Source organism: Streptomyces sp. CC208A, assembly GCF_030010625.1.
GTDB lineage: Bacteria > Actinomycetota > Actinomycetes > Streptomycetales > Streptomycetaceae > Streptomyces.
This window is the reverse complement of sequence record NZ_JASCXN010000013.1, coordinates 29,695-44,755: the sequence shown is the minus strand read 5'-3', so window position 1 is coordinate 44,755 and position 15,061 is coordinate 29,695. Positions and strand designations below refer to the sequence as shown.

The window sequence follows — 15,061 nt, the reverse complement described above, 5'->3', positions numbered from 1 at the left end:
CTCGGTGAGCGGCGGCGTTTCGCGGGAGACCGCGCTGCCGGGCCGGGGCCGGAGAGGTCACGATCGAACAAGAGGGCGTCGCGCCGTGTCCCTTGTGACGGCTGGGGAGTTGGGCAGGGGGACGCGTTCCTTCCCCGCCCTTGTGTTCTGGAGGTGCCCCCGTGCGCCATTTGCCCACCCGCGTTCGATGGGTCGTCGCCGCCCTCGCGGTCGCCGCGTGTGCCGGTCTGAGCGGCTGTATGAGTGTGAGCGACGAGGGGGCCCGGCCGGCGCCGGGGGCGACCGGGGAGGACGCGAGCGTGTCGGCCGAGCCCGAGGGCGGTGCCGGGGCCGTGGACGGCGGCGGGGGCGGGTTCGGTGGCGGGAAGGGCGGCCGGTCCGGCGGCCCCGATGTGACGGGCGAGGACGGCGGGTCCCCGGTGCCGAGCGATGCGCCGTCGGCCTTGGCCTCGGCCTCGGCCTCCTCCTCGGCCTCGGCGGGCGCGGAGGAGCCCGAGCCGGGGAAGGACGGCACCCACCAGCCGCCCCGGACGCGCCCCACGGGCGGTGCCCCGGGCGGGGCCGGCGGGACGGGCGGCGCGGCCGGGGGAGCCGGGGACGCCGGGGGGAACGGCGGCGACGGAGAGGCGGGCGGGACCGGGGGCGGCGCCGGGACCGGCGGCGAGGCCGGAGGGGCCCCGGGCGGTGGCGGCGGCACCCCCTCGCCGGAGCCCTCGCCCGAGCCGACCACTCCGAGGCCGACGCCGGAGCCGACCCAGGAGCCGACGCCCGAACCCACGCCCGAGCCGACCTCCGACCCGACCGGTCCGCCGAGCGAGGGACCCTCGACCCAGATGGGTGGTCTGCGCGCGGCCGGGACCGCCGAGGAGACCGACGACGCCCCCACCGAGCCGGTGGCATCGCCGCAGGTGAGCCCGGTGTGACCTACGCCGGTTTGCCTAAGGCGGGGGGGAGTGCGTATGGTGGTAGATCGTTTGATCCCATTTGCCCGGCGCCACGACCGAAGAGCGCCGTGACTGGCGCGTACTCTCCCTTGCCGTGGCTGACCGCATCGAGGCGGTCTTGTGCGAAACACGGAGTTGACGGGCGCGTGCCGAGACTCCGGAAGGTTTCGCATTTCGCATGTCCATTTCCAGTTCTGACCGTGCCGTCATGCCCGAGAACGACGAGATCACCGAGATCGTCGAACTGGCTGACGACGTAGAGATCACCGACGAGCTGACCGACGGGTCCGTCGACCCGGCCGACGAGGCCGACGAGGCCCCCGAGATCACCTTCGGTGACCTGGGTCTGCCCGAGGGCGTCGTCCGCAAGCTCGCGCAGAACGGCGTGACCACCCCCTTCCCGATCCAGGCCGCGACCATCCCGGACGCCCTGGCCGGCAAGGACATCCTCGGCCGTGGCCGCACCGGCTCCGGCAAGACCCTCTCCTTCGGCCTCCCGCTGCTCGCCACCCTGGCCGACGGCCAGACCGAGAAGAAGAAGCCCCGCGGCGTCATCCTCACCCCGACCCGCGAGCTCGCGATGCAGGTCGCGGACGCCCTCCAGCCGTACGGCGACGTGCTCGGCCTCCGGATGAAGGTCGTCTGCGGCGGTACGTCGATGGGCAACCAGATCTACGCCCTGGAGCGCGGCGTCGACATCCTCGTCGCCACCCCGGGCCGCCTGCGCGACATCATCAACCGCGGCGCCTGCTCCCTGGAGCAGGTCCAGGTCGCCGTCCTCGACGAGGCCGACCAGATGGCCGACCTGGGCTTCCTGCCCGAGGTCACCGAGCTGCTCGACCAGGTCCCGACCGGCGGTCAGCGCCTCCTCTTCTCCGCCACGCTGGAGAACGAGATCGACAGCCTGGTCAAGCGCTACCTGGTGAACCCGGTCACCCACGAGGTCGACCCGTCCGCCGGCGCCGTCACGACCATGACCCACCACGTCCTCGTCGTGAAGCCGAAGGACAAGGCCCCGGTCACCGCCGCCATCGCCGCCCGCAAGGGCCGGACGATCATCTTCGTCCGCACCCAGCTCGGTGCCGACCGCGTCGCCGAGCAGCTGCGCGAGTCCGGCGTGAAGGCCGACGCGCTGCACGGCGGCATGACCCAGGGCGCCCGCACCCGCACCCTGGCCGACTTCAAGGACGGTTACGTCAACGTCCTCGTCGCCACCGACGTCGCCGCCCGCGGCATCCACGTCGACGGCATCGACCTGGTCCTCAACGTGGACCCGGCCGGCGACCACAAGGACTACCTGCACCGCTCGGGCCGCACCGCCCGCGCCGGCCGCTCCGGTGTCGTGGTCTCCCTGGCCCTGCCGCACCAGCGCCGCCAGATCTTCCGCCTGATGGAGGACGCGGGCGTCGACGCCTCGCGCCACATCGTCGGCGGCGCCGGCGCCTTCGACCCCGAGGTCGCCGAGATCACCGGCGCCCGTTCGCTGACCGAGGTCCAGGCCGACTCCGCGAACAACTCGGCCAAGCAGGCCGAGCGCGAGGTCGTCGACCTCACCCGCCGCCTGGAGCGCCTCCAGCGCCGCGCCGTCGAGCTCCGCGAGGAGGCCGACCGCCTCGTCGCCCAGGCCGCCCGCGAGCGCGGCGAGGACCCGGAGACCGCCGTCGCCGCCGTCACCGAGGCCGCCGAGGCCGAGGTCGCCGCGGCCGCTGCCGCCGCCGAGCGCGAGGAGCGCCGCGAGGAGCGTCGCGACGACCGCCGCGACGACCGCCCGTCGTTCAACCGCGACCGCCGTGACGACCGCCCGTCGGGTGGCTTCCGCCGTGACGACCGTCCGTCCGGTGGCTTCCGCCGCGACGAGCGTCGTGACGACCGCCGTGACGAGCGTCCCTCGGGTGGCTTCCGCCGCGACAACGACCGTCCGTCGTTCCGCGACCGCGACCGTGACGACCGTCCGTCGGGCGGCTTCCGCCGCGACGAGCGTCGTGACGACCGCCGTGACGAGCGTCCCTCGGGTGGCTTCCGCCGCGACAACGACCGTCCGTCGTTCCGCGACCGCGACCGTGACGACCGTCCCTCCGGCGGCTTCCGCCGCGACGACCGTCCGTCGGGCGGTTTCCGCCGCGACAACGACCGTCCGTCGTTCCGCGACCGCGACCGTGACGACCGTCCCTCCGGCGGCTTCCGCCGCGACAACGACCGTCCGTCGTTCAACCGCGACCGCCGTGACGACCGTCCCTCGGGCGGCTTCCGCCGCGACGACCGTCCGTCCGGTGGCTTCCGCCGCGACAACGACCGCCCGTTCAACCGCGACCGCCGCGACGACCGTCCCTCGGGCGGCTTCCGCCGCGACGACCGCCCGCACGGCCGCCGCGACGACCACCGCCCGTCCGGCTCCTCCTTCGGAGGCGGCCGCCGCGACGACAAGCCGCGCTGGAAGCGCAACGGCTGATCCCGCGTGACCTGACGCGTACGACGAACCCCCGTGACACCGGATGTCACGGGGGTTCGTCGTGTCCGGCGTACAACCGTCGGCCCGCCGGAGCAGTCTCGTACAGGGGTACGTACGACGCGCACGCGTCCGGTGCCCGTCGTACCACCGATGGATCACCCCGGGGAGGGGCCCTCTTGTCTCGTACCGCACCCGCGCGGCGGACCCGTACGCGCGCCGCCCTGCTCGCCGCCGTCCTGGCCGTGACCGGAGCGGGCCTCACGCCGGGGGCGGTCGCCGCGCCCGGTGCGCCCGTGGTCGGCATCGACCAGGTCGACATCGAGCCCAACCGGCGGACCGCGCCCCGCACGGAGACGGTCCTCGCCGTCGGCCCCGGCGGGTACGCGCACCGAGCCGAGGACTCCGACCCGCACTTCGGGGAACCGGTGGAGTGGACGGACTTCGCGACCGGCGAGAGCCGGTCCCTGGGGCACGGCGACGGGAACGACTCCTTCGCGGAGTTCGGCACCGGAGGCCGGTACGCCTACGGGAAGGAGGGCGACGGCTCTTCCTCCGTCCTCGACCTGAAGACGGGTACGCGGACGGCGCTGACCGTCCCGCAGGACAGCGGCTACCGGGGCCTGGTCGGCGACCGGCTGCTCTTCCAGCAGTACGCGCCCGGCACCTCGTACGGCTCCACCAGCGGGTACTTCCTGCGGAGCGCGAGCGCCCCGAACGGCCCGTCCACCGCCGTCACCGGCTGGCCCGCCGACGCGGACCCGCACATGGCGCGGCTCGTCGCCGGGGCCGAGGGGCTCGCCGTACTGAGGTTCGGCCGGCAGGGGGCGGGCTCGGACGGGGGGTACCTGGGGCTCGTGGACCTGGCGACCGGGCGGATGGAGGTGCTGGGGGAGCCCACCGCCGCGGGCGGCGTGCTCGTCGCGGGCGTCGCCGTCAGCGCCGAGCGGATCGCGTGGGTGGACCCCGGGCGGACCGTCCACATCCGGCAGCGCGCCGACCTCACGGGGCCGGAGACGAGCTACCCGCTCCCGGCCGGGCTGAGCGCCACCCGGATCGGGCTCGTCGGCGACTGGCTCCTGACCACGGCCGAGCCGACGGTCCAGGGGCAGGCGCTCACCCGCCGCCTGGTCGCCGTGAGCCCGGCCGGTGAGCAGCACACCCTGCTCGCCGGGGCGGAGGAGCGGATCACCCAGATCGCGGACGGGTCCGGCGCGGCCGTCACCGGCGGCACCTCCGCCACCGACTGGGCGGTCCTCAGGGCCGTACCCGGCAAGGGCGGGCCCCCGGTCCTGGAGAAGCTCCGCAGGGTGGAGCCGCTGCCGGCCGAGGTGGAGTCCCTGGCGCTGGGCATGGGCCGGCTCACCACGCTGGAGCACGACGGCCCGAAGGGGCCGGGCTTCTACAGCCGTTCGCTGTCGGTCGGCCCGCTCCACACGGGCCAGACGGCGCCGGTGCCGGCGGGTGCGGAGAAGGGCGCGGAGCGGAACGAGCCGCCGCTCTTCGACACCGGTGACGGCCGGGTGGTCTCGTTCCCGAAGATCCCGTACACCGCCCGGGCGGTCGTCTCCCGCCGGACCAGCGGGGCGGGCACCGGGCAGACCACCCGGGTGACGGTGGACCGGGACGGCCGGGTCGCCGACGCCTTCGGGCGGTGGACGGTCTTCCAGACCGGCACCCCCGGCGGGTACGGCGAACTCGTCGCGGGCGGCGAGACGCTCGTCCTCGACATGGACGCGCAGAAGATCGTCACGCGCCAGCCGCAGACGGCGGCCGCCCTGTGGGGGAACACCCTCTTCACCGGCGCGGGAGCCACCGGCGACGTCGTCCGCAAGGACCTGGCCACCGGCAAGACCCTCGGCACGGTCGCCACCAACGCAGGCTGCCCCCTCACCGAGCTCCAGGCGTCGGCGGGCCGCTGGCTCCACTGGGCGTGCGCCCGGTACGAGAAGCAGGGCGTCCTCGACCTCAAGAACCCGGCCGCGCCCGTCCGCATCGCCCTGCCCAAGGGCGCCTACCGGGGCGGGCTGCTCGGCGACGGCTACCTCGTGGAGGAGAGCAGCGGCTCGTACCTGCGGGTCACCCCCTTCTCCGGCGGGAAGGCGACGACGCCGTTCGACCTGACCCGGGCCGAGACGGTCTCCGGCGAGCGCCGACGGGCCTGGACCGTCGACCGGTTCGGCGGAGCCGTGGCCTACCGGGGCGCCGACCGGACGGTGCGCGTGGTGTGGCCCGGGGTGCCCACGTCGGACCTGACCGCGCCCTCCGCGTCCGCGCCCACGGCCGTGCGGATGCCGGCGTCCTGGAAGGCGTCCTGGACGCTGTCCAAGCCCGCCGCGTACTGGGAGCTGATCATCGGCAGCGAGTACCGGTGGGACACCGTCCGCACCTACCGGGGGAACGAGACCCGCGGCCGGATCGACGTCGCCTGGGACGGCCGGACGGCGACGGGCAAGCCCATGCCGAACGGGCCGTACGTGTGGCAGATGCGGGTCACCTCCGCCGACGGCCAGAGCCGCGACCTGCTCCTCTCCGGGCGGATCTCGGTCACCGGCGGGCAGCCCGCCTGGCGTGACCTCGCCGGGAACGACGCCCAGGCCGAGCTGCTGGCCGTGGACACCGCCGGAGCCGTCTCGATGTACCGGGGCAACGGCTACGGCGGGCTGTCGGGCCGGATCGCGGGCTCGGGCGCTGCCTTCCCCGCCGGAACCCTCCTCGTCCCCTTCGGCGACGTGAACGGCGACGGCTGCGCCGACGTCCTCGCCCGCGTGGGCGGCGAACTGCGCGCCTACCGGCCGGGCTGCGGCAAGGTGGTCACGGCCTCCTCGCCGTACACCCTCATCGGTTCGGGCTGGGGCCAGTACAACGTGCTGACCTCGCCCGGCGACGCCGACGGCGACGGGTACACGGACCTGATCGCGCGCCAGACCACCACCGGTGACATGTACTTCTACGCCGGCACCGCCGACCACCGGCTCAAGTCCCGGGTCCGCATCGGCGTGAACTGGAAGCTGTACACGAAGATCACCGGCGCCGGCGACCTCAACCGCGACGGCCGCGGCGACCTCCTCGGCATCGACTCCTCCGGCGTGCTGTGGCGCTACTACGGCACCGCCACCGGCGGGGTCACCAGCCGCGTCCGGGTCGGCGGCGGCTGGCAGGTCTACTCCGCCGTCCTCGGCACCGGCGACTTCTCCGGCGACGGCATCACCGACCTCGTCGCCCGCGACACGTCCGGCCGCCTCTACGCCTACACCGGCCGCGGCAACGGCCTTTACGCCACCCGAGCCCTCATCGGCACCGGCGGCTGGAACACCTTCCGCGGCCTCTTCTGATCCCCTGCCGCGCCCCTGTGCGGGGCGCGGCACGGCGGAATGCGATACCCGATCGGTTCCCCGGCCCTGTCCGGCTATGCTGCTCGGAGTACTCGCACACGGGCCGTTAGCTCAATTGGCAGAGCAGTGGACTTTTAATCCATTGGTTGTGGGTTCGAGTCCCACACGGCCTACCGAGCGTGGGGGAGGGGAGACCCTCTGACCTGCTACGGAGCGCCCCGACCGGTTTCGGCTGGTCGGGGCGCTCTGTCGTTCGGGGGTGCTTGCGTGAGCGGGCGGGCCGGTGCTCCGAGGAAGAGGCCGGATTTGTGCAGGACGTCAGGTCGAACTGCTTGAGCCAGTTCGGGTCCCCGTCTCCGACCGTGGCGACCAGACCGCCGGAAAGCAGCACCATGGAGAGGACGAAGGGCATCGGGCCTCCGTAGTGCTCCACTGCCTGGCTCAGGGTCAGGTTGGATCCGTCCGGGTGGCCGATGAGCCCTGCAACCTGGAGAAGGTCGTCGTGCTGGATTCCCAGGTTGTCCGACACCCACTGGACGGTGTCCCGCGCCTGATCCTCGGTGATCTGCTCTCGTGCCCCCACGAGCCAGGCCATGAGGATCGCTCGGACCATGGTGGGGTCGGAAGGATGCTCACCTTCGAGGAAGGATCCTCCGGGTCCCTTCGAGGGGTTCCCCATCCAGGTTGCGATGTCCGCGCGCAGGCGCTTCTGGGGCCGGACCCGGGAGATCTCGGAGAGGTCGGGCCTCAGGTCGTGTGTCGCCCGAGCCGCGCGTGCGCCCCGGCGGCGCTGGCTGTTTCGTCCCATGGGGCCGCGCATGCCGCTCGCCCCCCGCTCGGGGGAGATAAACAGCCAACATGCCTGCCTCTGGAGGAGAGGGCTTTGCCCTATTCCGTGGACACTCGCCTGTTATGCGACCAAGTCCAGGTTGGCGACGCTCGCCGCGTGGTGCTGTTCGTAGTCGATGGGGCTGTGGCAGCCCAGTGCGGAATGCCGCCGCTTGCGGTTGTACCAGGCCATCCAGGCGAAGACCGCCATGCGGGCCTGTGCCCGGGTCAGCCAGTGTGAGCCGTAGAGCAGTTCACGCTTCAAGGTGGCGAAGAAGGACTCCGCGAGAGCGTTGTCGTAGCTGGAGCCGACCCGGCCCATCGAGCGCCGTATCCCGTGGGCCCGGCAGACCTCGGCGAACGCCGCCGCTTCCGCCCGCGCCCGGGCGACCCACTGGCGCAGCGACTCCGGGTCGACACCCAGCTCCCGCGCCACTGAAGGGATGCGCCGCCCGCTGGGCTCCACCAGCGCGACCGCGTCCCGCTTGAACTCCCCCGAGTACCTCGCAGTACCCATGAGGACATCCTCTCCACGAACCCGAAGATTCGCTTCTCGGAAGTGTCCACTGTTCGGGGTGAAGCCCAGCTGGGTGCTCACCCCTTCACCCGGAGCGTGGCGTCGCCTCGCGCCCTCCCATCCGCTCTGCGCAACGCAGGGCAACACTGAGCGGGTGGCCGTGAGCCGCTGCAGGGACTGCGACGCAACGCAGTAGGGACAGCGGCCGGTCCCAAACCGATCACACATCACGGTCTGGGGCTTCGTCGTTTTCCAGCCTTTGTGCAGCCCGCACCCGATGATCGACAGAGCCCGCCTTATAGGATGAACGGCCGCGCGGGGGAACGTGTGTGCGAGCGGTGTGGCGAGTGGGGGACAGGATGCGGAACGCCGATCTGGTGGTCGCGGAGGACGGCCTCACCAAGCTGGCGGACGATCTCCATGGGATGCAGCGGTATCTGGAACAGCAGGTCCGCGCCATGGACGAGGTCGTCGACAGGATCGCCGCAGGCTGGCAGGGGCCCACTGCCACCGCGTACCGCTCCCTGCACCGCGGGGCCGCCGAGGACGCCGTACGCATCCGCCAGGTGCTGGTCCTCCTCGAAGCGGCCGTACGTGCCTCGCGCGACGGCTTCACCGAGCAGGAGCTCGACACCCTTGCCCGGATACGACAGGTGCAGGCGCACGAGGACGTGGCCGCGGCCGCCGGCGACCTCACCCTGCCCGACCCGGTGCCCGCGTCAGACGCCGGGCAGCCGCGGAGCCGTCTCATGGACATCTGAACCTCGGGGGATCACCACCATGTCGGACGACGACCGGATCAGCGTCGACTTCGCCACCCTGCAACGCCTTTCGGGAGATCTGGAGGACATCCTCCGCACCCTCAACGGGAAGCTGGACACACTGTACGAACGGGTCGCCAAGGTCGTCGTGACCTGGGAGGGTGAGGCCCGCGAGGCGTTCGTCGACGAGCTGGACAAGTGGAGCCACCAGGCCGACGACCTGAAGGCCGCGCAGGCGTGGCTCCACGAGGTCGTGACCAAGGGACACCTCAACTACGCCGCCGCCAACCGGTCCGTGCTCCAGGCCTGGGGAGGCGGCGCCTGATGGGCACTCCTGTCCCCGCCCCCTCAGCGGGCGGCTCCGGCACCATCGACGTCAAACCGAGCGACCTCTGGAGGGTCTCCGGGCGGGTCTCCCAGCAGCAGGACTTCCTGATGCGCGGCGCCAGGCAACTCCTGGAGGAGCTGGGAAAGTACCCGGACGCCGGCGGCGCCGGCACCGAGGCCGAGAGGTTCGCGCAGGCGTACAAGAAGATCGGTAACCGCTGGCTGGAGGTCTGGGGCCGCTCCGTGCTCAGTGTCGGCGGTGTCGCCGTCGGCTTCACCGAGACCGCCAACGCGTACACGAAGGCGGACGTCGCCTCCCATCCCAAGCCCGGGAAGACGGCCGAACAGCGCCCCCGCCCCGCGGTCATCGACAAGGACCCACGCTTCGGCTCCGTACCCGACATCAAGTGGGGTGACGACGACGGCGGCGACGACTTCCTGCGCAGCCTGATGGAAGGCATCCCGGAGGTCGTCCGGGACGTCCTCCAGCCGCTGTGCAAGCACGTGTTCCGGGTCGGGAAGGTGGCGGAAGTCCACCCCTTCCCGCAGCAGCACTACCTCAACTCCCTCTGCCACAGCTGGATGAACGCCTCCGTCGTGGCCACCACCGTCGCGGACCAGCTCACCCAGGCCGTCGGCACCATCACCAACCACCAGCAGGCCGACTGGGAAGCCGCCATGCGGACCTTCTGCAGCGCCCTGTGGGGCGCCACCTCCTGGGGACAGCAGCGGCAGGGCTACCAGTGGGGGCAGACCGCCAACTCCGGCCCCGGCACGCCCCGCGTCCCCACCGGCAGCGAACCCGTCCTCACCGTCCTGAAGGACACCGCCGACGACATCGCTACCATCCTGCGCGAGTACGCGGAAGCCGCGGTCGACCTGAACCGGGACGTCTCCGGCGAACTCCACCGCGCCATGTGGAAGGCCGCGAAGGAGATCATCGAGGACATGGCCAAGCCCAAGGACCCCAAGAGCGTCCTCAGCACGGTCACGAACGTGCTCGGCAAGGGCGTCGGCCTGGTCCTGTCCTTCGACGTCAAGACCGTCCTGAACATCGACACCGCCAAGCTCAACCGGATCGTCGACACCTACACCGGCAGGCTGAGCGGTCTGACCGCCCGCATGGAGGCCCTGAAGGGCAAGCTCGACGAGGCCTACCTGAGCGCCCCCAAGTTCGAGGCCGGCATCGCCCGCGCGCACGGCTTCGGCGCCCGCGCCCTGGAGGAGTTCAAGGACTCGAAGGTCTGGCTGAGGATCGACTCCCAGGGCAACTACGACCTGAACCTCGCCGCCAACGAGTACACGTCGGGCGGCCACACCCTCGACAGGCATGTCGGCAAGACCGACGAGCAGCTGGCACAGCGGCTGCGCGATCAGCAGGCGAACGGTCCGACGCAGGCCTGGCCGTACGGCAAGCCGGGGATCGGCGGTGCCTCCGCCTTCCCCACGTACCGGCGGGCCGAGGAACTGACCGAGTACAACCTGAACCGGAACAAGGCCGCGATCGACGCGTGGATCAAGGGGCCGCCGCCGCCGGCGGACGGCGACGTCAAGTCGTTCTACGCGACGGCCCCCCACAACGAGACCAGCGGACGCAGCGTGAGCAAGCAGCCGGTGGACCCGAACGATCCGCTGTCCGGGTACAAGCAGGGCGGTCTGAACGCCAAGGGATACGACGTGAACGGCATCGACACGAGGATCCGGTACGACAGCGGCCGCACCCCGCCGTTCACCGTCATGACGTCGATGCCCTACAAGCCCTAGCGCCCAGCCGAGAAAGGCCAGCACCCCATGTCCGTCGACCAAGCCTCCTGGGAAGCCGCGGTACGCCACCTGTTCGAGGACGCGTACCCGTACGACGCCACGGGCCCGCGCCGCCACGAGGACTGGGTCCTCGACGTCATCGCCCTGATGGCCCGGTCCGTCCCGGACCCCCGGGGCTGGGCCGGTCTCGACGACGCGGCACAGGCCCCGGAGCACGAGGGGTTCCCCACGTACCCCTTCGCTGTCCACCCCCCGGAGTACATCGCCGCGCGCCTCAAGGAGATCGACCGGGACAGCGCCGAGAACCTGCTCCTGGCCCTCACGGACGACCGCTGCACCCTGTCGAACCTGAGGCGCTTCACGGAGAGCGAAGAGGAGCTGCGGGCGATGGCGCGCACGATCCTCGCGCGGTACGGGGGGGCCGCCACCTTCCACACCAACGTCACCCGGCCCGGCCGCGTCCCCGGCACGCTCGACTTCTCGACGCCGGACTGGGGGTACAGCCCGCTCAGCGTCCACACGGAGGACTACGGCCTGATCGTCGTCTCCGACACCGAGGTCGGCATGTTCTGGAACTTCTCCGACTACTGAGCCACCCGCCCTCCGATCGGGCGGTTTGAAAGGATGCCCCCGTGCTCACCCGCTCCGCCTCCTACCCCGACCGGGAGACCGCCCACTGGGCCACCCAGCAGGTGGTGACCGCCAACGAGCAGGCGATCCACCGCTGGCTCGCCCAGGGGACCCGGGCCCGGCTCACCATCGAGGCCTCCTGGCCCTCCCGCGAGGAGCCCGTGGGCAGGGTGCAGCTCGCGGCCGACCTGCTGGCCGGGCACGGGCCCGTCGACGTCCGCGCGGCGCGCGTGGTGCTGCGCCGCGAACCGGCGAGCCCGCACGGCTTCGTCGTCCACACGACCGTCCCGTTCTACCTGTAGGGGCCGTACGCACATGTCCATGAAGCCGCTCGAACACGACCGCCGCTACGGCGAGCTGGACCAGGTGATGCGGGCGTACCTGGGCCGGCCGGCCGACGACACCCCGGAGCGGCGCAGCGACGCGCTCGACGCCTATCTGCGGCACACCTGGCACACCCGTCCCTCGGCGATCGCGGAGGCGGAGCGTCAGCTGCGCGCGTACAGCCGCAACCCTCCGGGCCGCCTCCGGCACGAGCTGGGCGAGTTCTACGCGATCCCGGACACCGGGATGCCGCAGGCCGCGATCGGCGCCTGGCTGGGGGTGCTGGCCGACCACTTGAAGAGGAGCATCGAGGAGGGCGACGTGCCGGAGCCGTCGTCGCCCCGGACGCACTGGGAGTGGCACGCGCGCTTCCCGGAGACCGCGCAGCTGCTTGGGGGCTGGTTCTCGCAGGACGTCGTCGACGAGTTCCCCGACCACGACGCGGCCGTCGCCGACTACGCCGCCACGACCCACCCCCAGCTGGTGGCCCGGCTCGTGGGCGAACTCCACGAGCTGCTCGCCCTCCCCCTGGACGAGGGCGACTACGCCCTGGCGGCCGCCGAACTCGGCATGGAGGTCGGCCCACCCGACCCGTTCTCGTACGGCGCCTGGTTCCAGTCGGTGGCAACGACGCTGTCGAGCACCTGACAGAGATCGACGTCGACGGGGGCCGTAGCGCTGTCCGTGCGTGAGCGATGCGTGAGCGGACGTTCCGGCACGGCCTGGTTCCGGCCGGATCGCGCGGCACCGTTCACCCCGTCCGACCAGGCGTCCCCGAGCGGGGCGGCACTGCCCGGCATCACCCACCCGGCCCCGGCCAGGACTTTTAATCCATTGGTTGTGGGTTCGAGTCCCACACGGCCTACCGACGCCCGAAGCGCCCCGCCCGGAACCCCCGGGCCGGGGCGCTTCGTCGTTCCCTCCGACGGGTGCTTCCGCCGGGTGGGTGGCGGGGGTGTGGGGGAGGCTGGGGGCGGAGGTCGGGCGGTGGACGGGGTTGTGCGGTGGTGGGACGACGGTGATGCGGTGAGGACGGCGCGGGGGCTTGCGCGGTGGGCGCTGGCCGCGGCGGCGGGGGCGGTGGTCGTGCTGCTGCTCGCGCTGGGTGGCGGTGGGCTGTTCGCGCTGTTCAGCGGGCTGGTGGGGCTGGCGGCGGCGGCCGTGGGGCTGTGGTGGTTCGTGGCGCACCGGGGGGCGGTGCGGGTGCTGGGGGCGGTGCTGCTGGTGGGGGCGCCGGTCGGGGTGCTGGTGCTGTACGTGGTGGGCGGGGTGTGGGGGTTCGCGCTGGCGTCGCTCGGGTTGTGGGGGACTGCGCTGGGGTGTGCGCGGGCGGCGCTGCGGAAGCCGGAGGAGGCGGTGGACGCGCCCGCGCCCGCCGTGGCCGCCGTCCGGCCCCGGCGGCCTGTGCTGATCATGAATCCGAAGTCCGGGGGCGGGAAGGTGGAGCGGTTCGGGCTCGTGGCGAAGGCGGAGCGGCTGGGGGCGCGGGTCGTGCTGCTCGACCCGTCCGCGCCCGTCGATGTCGCCGCGCTCGCCCGGCGGGCCGTCGCCGAGGGGGCCGATCTGCTCGGGGTCGCGGGCGGTGACGGGACCCAGGCGCTGGTCGCCGCGGTCGCCGCGGAGTGCGATCTGCCTTTTCTGGTGATCTCGGCCGGGACCCGGAACCACTTCGCGCTCGATCTCGGGCTCGATCGGGATGATCCGGCGGCTTGTCTGGACGCGCTCGTCGACGGGGAGGAGTTGCGGGTCGATCTGGGGACGGTCTCCGGCCGTCCCTTCGTCAACACCGTCTCCTTCGGGGTGTACGCGGACGTGGTGCAGCGGCCGGAGTACCGCGACGCCAAGGCCGAGACCATCCTCGACGCGCTGCCCGACCTCCTCCAGGGCGGCCTTGGCGACCGGCTCGACGCGACCGCGGACTCCACCCCGCTGCCGGGGCAGCAGGCGGTCCTCGTCAGCAACAACCCGTACGCCTCGCCCGATCCGTTCACCGCGGGCGCCGGGCGCCGGTTCCGGCTCGACCGCGGCCGGCTCGGGGTGATCGGCGTCCGGGTGGACGGGGCGGCGCAGGCCGCCGAACTGGCGGTACGGGGCGCCCAGTCCACCGCCCTCAGCGTCCTGACCGCGCACCGCGTCGAGGTCCACGGCGGGGTCACCCACGACGGGGTGCGCAAGGAGGAGAAGACCATGCCGGTGGCCGTGGACGGGGAGGCGCTGGTCCTGCCGACGCCGGTCGTCTGCGAGGTGCGGCCGCGCGCCCTGCGCGTGCTGGTGCCGCGCGACCGGCCGGGAGTGGTTCCGCCGCCCCCGCCGTTGGACTGGCGGCGGATCATCCGGCTCGCCTTCCCGGACCCCCACGGGACGGACCCCCACGGGGCCGGTTCTTCCGACGGACCGTACGAGGACCCTTACAGGAGCGGCGCATGAGTGACCGGAGCGTGTACGAGGACGAGGGCGGGGCGCGGGCGGCGGCCCCGGCGCGGCTGCGGGACCGGCCGCGGGCCGCGGTCTCCACCGTCCGGGCCGTGCTGCACGACCTGCGGGCGGTGGACGGGGCCGTGTACGGGGCGGTGGCCGCCACGCCGACGCCCGCCCTGGACGTGGGTCTGCGGCGGCTGTCGCACGCCGCCGACCACTCCAAGATCTCCTTCGCCGTCGCCGCCGGGCTCGCCCTCTTCCCCGGCCGGCCGCGCCGGGCGGCGGCCGCGGGCCTCGGCGCGATCGCGATCGCCTCGGCCGCCGCCAACCTCTTCGGCAAGCGGGTGGTGCGGCGGCCGCGCCCCGACCGGGAGGCGGCCCGGGTGGTGGTCGGCCGGCACGTGCCGATGCCGGAGTCGGCCTCGTTCCCGTCCGGGCACACCGCCTCGGCGGTCGCCTTCGCCACCGCCGCCGGCGTGGTCCTGCCGCCCGCCGCCGTACCGCTGGGGCTGCTCGCCTCGGCGGTCGGCTACTCCCGCGTCCACACCGGCGTCCACTACCCGGGCGACGTGGCCGCCGGCGCCGTCCTGGGCCTCGCCAGCGGCGCCGCCTCCCTCGCCGTCGGCGCCTCCCTGCCGAACCGCCTGCGGATCGGCAGGACCCTTGCCTCCGCCCTGAGTTCCACGATCCGGGCGCTGTGAGCAGGTGCCGTACGTGAGGACTGCGGCGATCGCGGCCATCGGAGCGGCGTACTACGAGGAAGTGCG

At 73.0% G+C, this 15,061-nt stretch carries 12 protein-coding genes and 1 tRNA gene; 12 read left to right on the top strand and 1 reads right to left on the bottom strand.

Going from position 1 to position 15,061, the window contains the following annotated elements:
* Window positions 1-161 precede the first annotated feature (161 nt).
* The 4 genes from QK442_RS16255 (at window position 162) to QK442_RS16240 (ending at window position 6,898) form a co-directional block, all read left to right on the top strand.
* Window positions 162-923 (top strand): hypothetical protein, encoded by a 762-nt coding sequence (locus QK442_RS16255; RefSeq protein WP_282694658.1) that lies wholly within the window; start codon window positions 162-164, stop codon window positions 921-923.
* A 199-nt stretch (window positions 924-1,122) separates the two neighbouring features.
* On the top strand, window positions 1,123-3,393 hold the full coding sequence (locus QK442_RS16250; protein WP_282694657.1) for a DEAD/DEAH box helicase: 2,271 nt from the start codon (window positions 1,123-1,125) through the stop codon (window positions 3,391-3,393).
* A gap of 176 nt (window positions 3,394-3,569) precedes the next feature.
* The gene (locus QK442_RS16245; protein ID WP_282694656.1) at window positions 3,570-6,725 is read left to right on the top strand and encodes a VCBS repeat-containing protein; all 3,156 of its coding nucleotides are present in this window, start codon (window positions 3,570-3,572) and stop codon (window positions 6,723-6,725) included.
* 100 nt (window positions 6,726-6,825) lie between these two features.
* Window positions 6,826-6,898 (top strand) — tRNA-Lys (locus QK442_RS16240).
* Between the two features lie 737 nt (window positions 6,899-7,635).
* On the opposite strand, the gene QK442_RS16235 is transcribed toward QK442_RS16240, so the two are convergent.
* Complete coding sequence (locus QK442_RS16235) at window positions 7,636-8,070, bottom strand: integrase core domain-containing protein (RefSeq protein ID WP_282694655.1); 435 nt, start codon at window positions 8,068-8,070, stop codon at window positions 7,636-7,638.
* Between the two features lie 359 nt (window positions 8,071-8,429).
* On the opposite strand from QK442_RS16235, the gene QK442_RS16230 reads away from it, so the two are divergent.
* The 8 genes from QK442_RS16230 (at window position 8,430) to QK442_RS16195 (ending at window position 14,995) form a co-directional block, all read left to right on the top strand.
* Window positions 8,430-8,831, top strand: a complete 402-nt coding sequence (locus QK442_RS16230; RefSeq protein ID WP_282694654.1) for a WXG100 family type VII secretion target — start codon at window positions 8,430-8,432, stop codon at window positions 8,829-8,831.
* Window positions 8,832-8,850: 19 nt separating this feature from the next.
* A complete protein-coding gene (locus QK442_RS16225; protein ID WP_189949071.1) occupies window positions 8,851-9,156 on the top strand; it encodes a WXG100 family type VII secretion target in 306 nt (101 codons plus the stop codon).
* Window positions 9,156-10,922 (top strand): RNase A-like domain-containing protein, encoded by a 1,767-nt coding sequence (locus tag QK442_RS16220; protein ID WP_282694653.1) that lies wholly within the window; start codon window positions 9,156-9,158, stop codon window positions 10,920-10,922. The genes QK442_RS16225 and QK442_RS16220 overlap by 1 nt, the downstream gene beginning before the upstream one ends.
* Window positions 10,923-10,949: 27 nt before the next feature.
* Entirely contained in the window at window positions 10,950-11,513 is a 564-nt protein-coding gene (locus tag QK442_RS16215; protein ID WP_282694652.1) for a hypothetical protein, read from the top strand.
* 41 nt (window positions 11,514-11,554) lie between these two features.
* Window positions 11,555-11,854 (top strand): RNase A-like domain-containing protein, encoded by a 300-nt coding sequence (locus QK442_RS16210; protein ID WP_282694651.1) that lies wholly within the window; start codon window positions 11,555-11,557, stop codon window positions 11,852-11,854.
* A gap of 13 nt (window positions 11,855-11,867) precedes the next feature.
* Complete coding sequence (locus QK442_RS16205; protein WP_282694650.1) at window positions 11,868-12,524, top strand: contact-dependent growth inhibition system immunity protein; 657 nt, start codon at window positions 11,868-11,870, stop codon at window positions 12,522-12,524.
* Window positions 12,525-12,902: 378 nt separating this feature from the next.
* Complete coding sequence (locus QK442_RS16200; protein WP_282694649.1) at window positions 12,903-14,303, top strand: diacylglycerol kinase family protein; 1,401 nt, start codon at window positions 12,903-12,905, stop codon at window positions 14,301-14,303.
* Window positions 14,300-14,995, top strand: coding sequence for a phosphatase PAP2 family protein (locus tag QK442_RS16195; RefSeq protein WP_282694648.1), 696 nt, complete (start codon window positions 14,300-14,302; stop codon window positions 14,993-14,995). Before QK442_RS16200 ends, QK442_RS16195 begins: the two co-directional genes overlap by 4 nt.
* Window positions 14,996-15,061 lie beyond the last annotated feature (66 nt).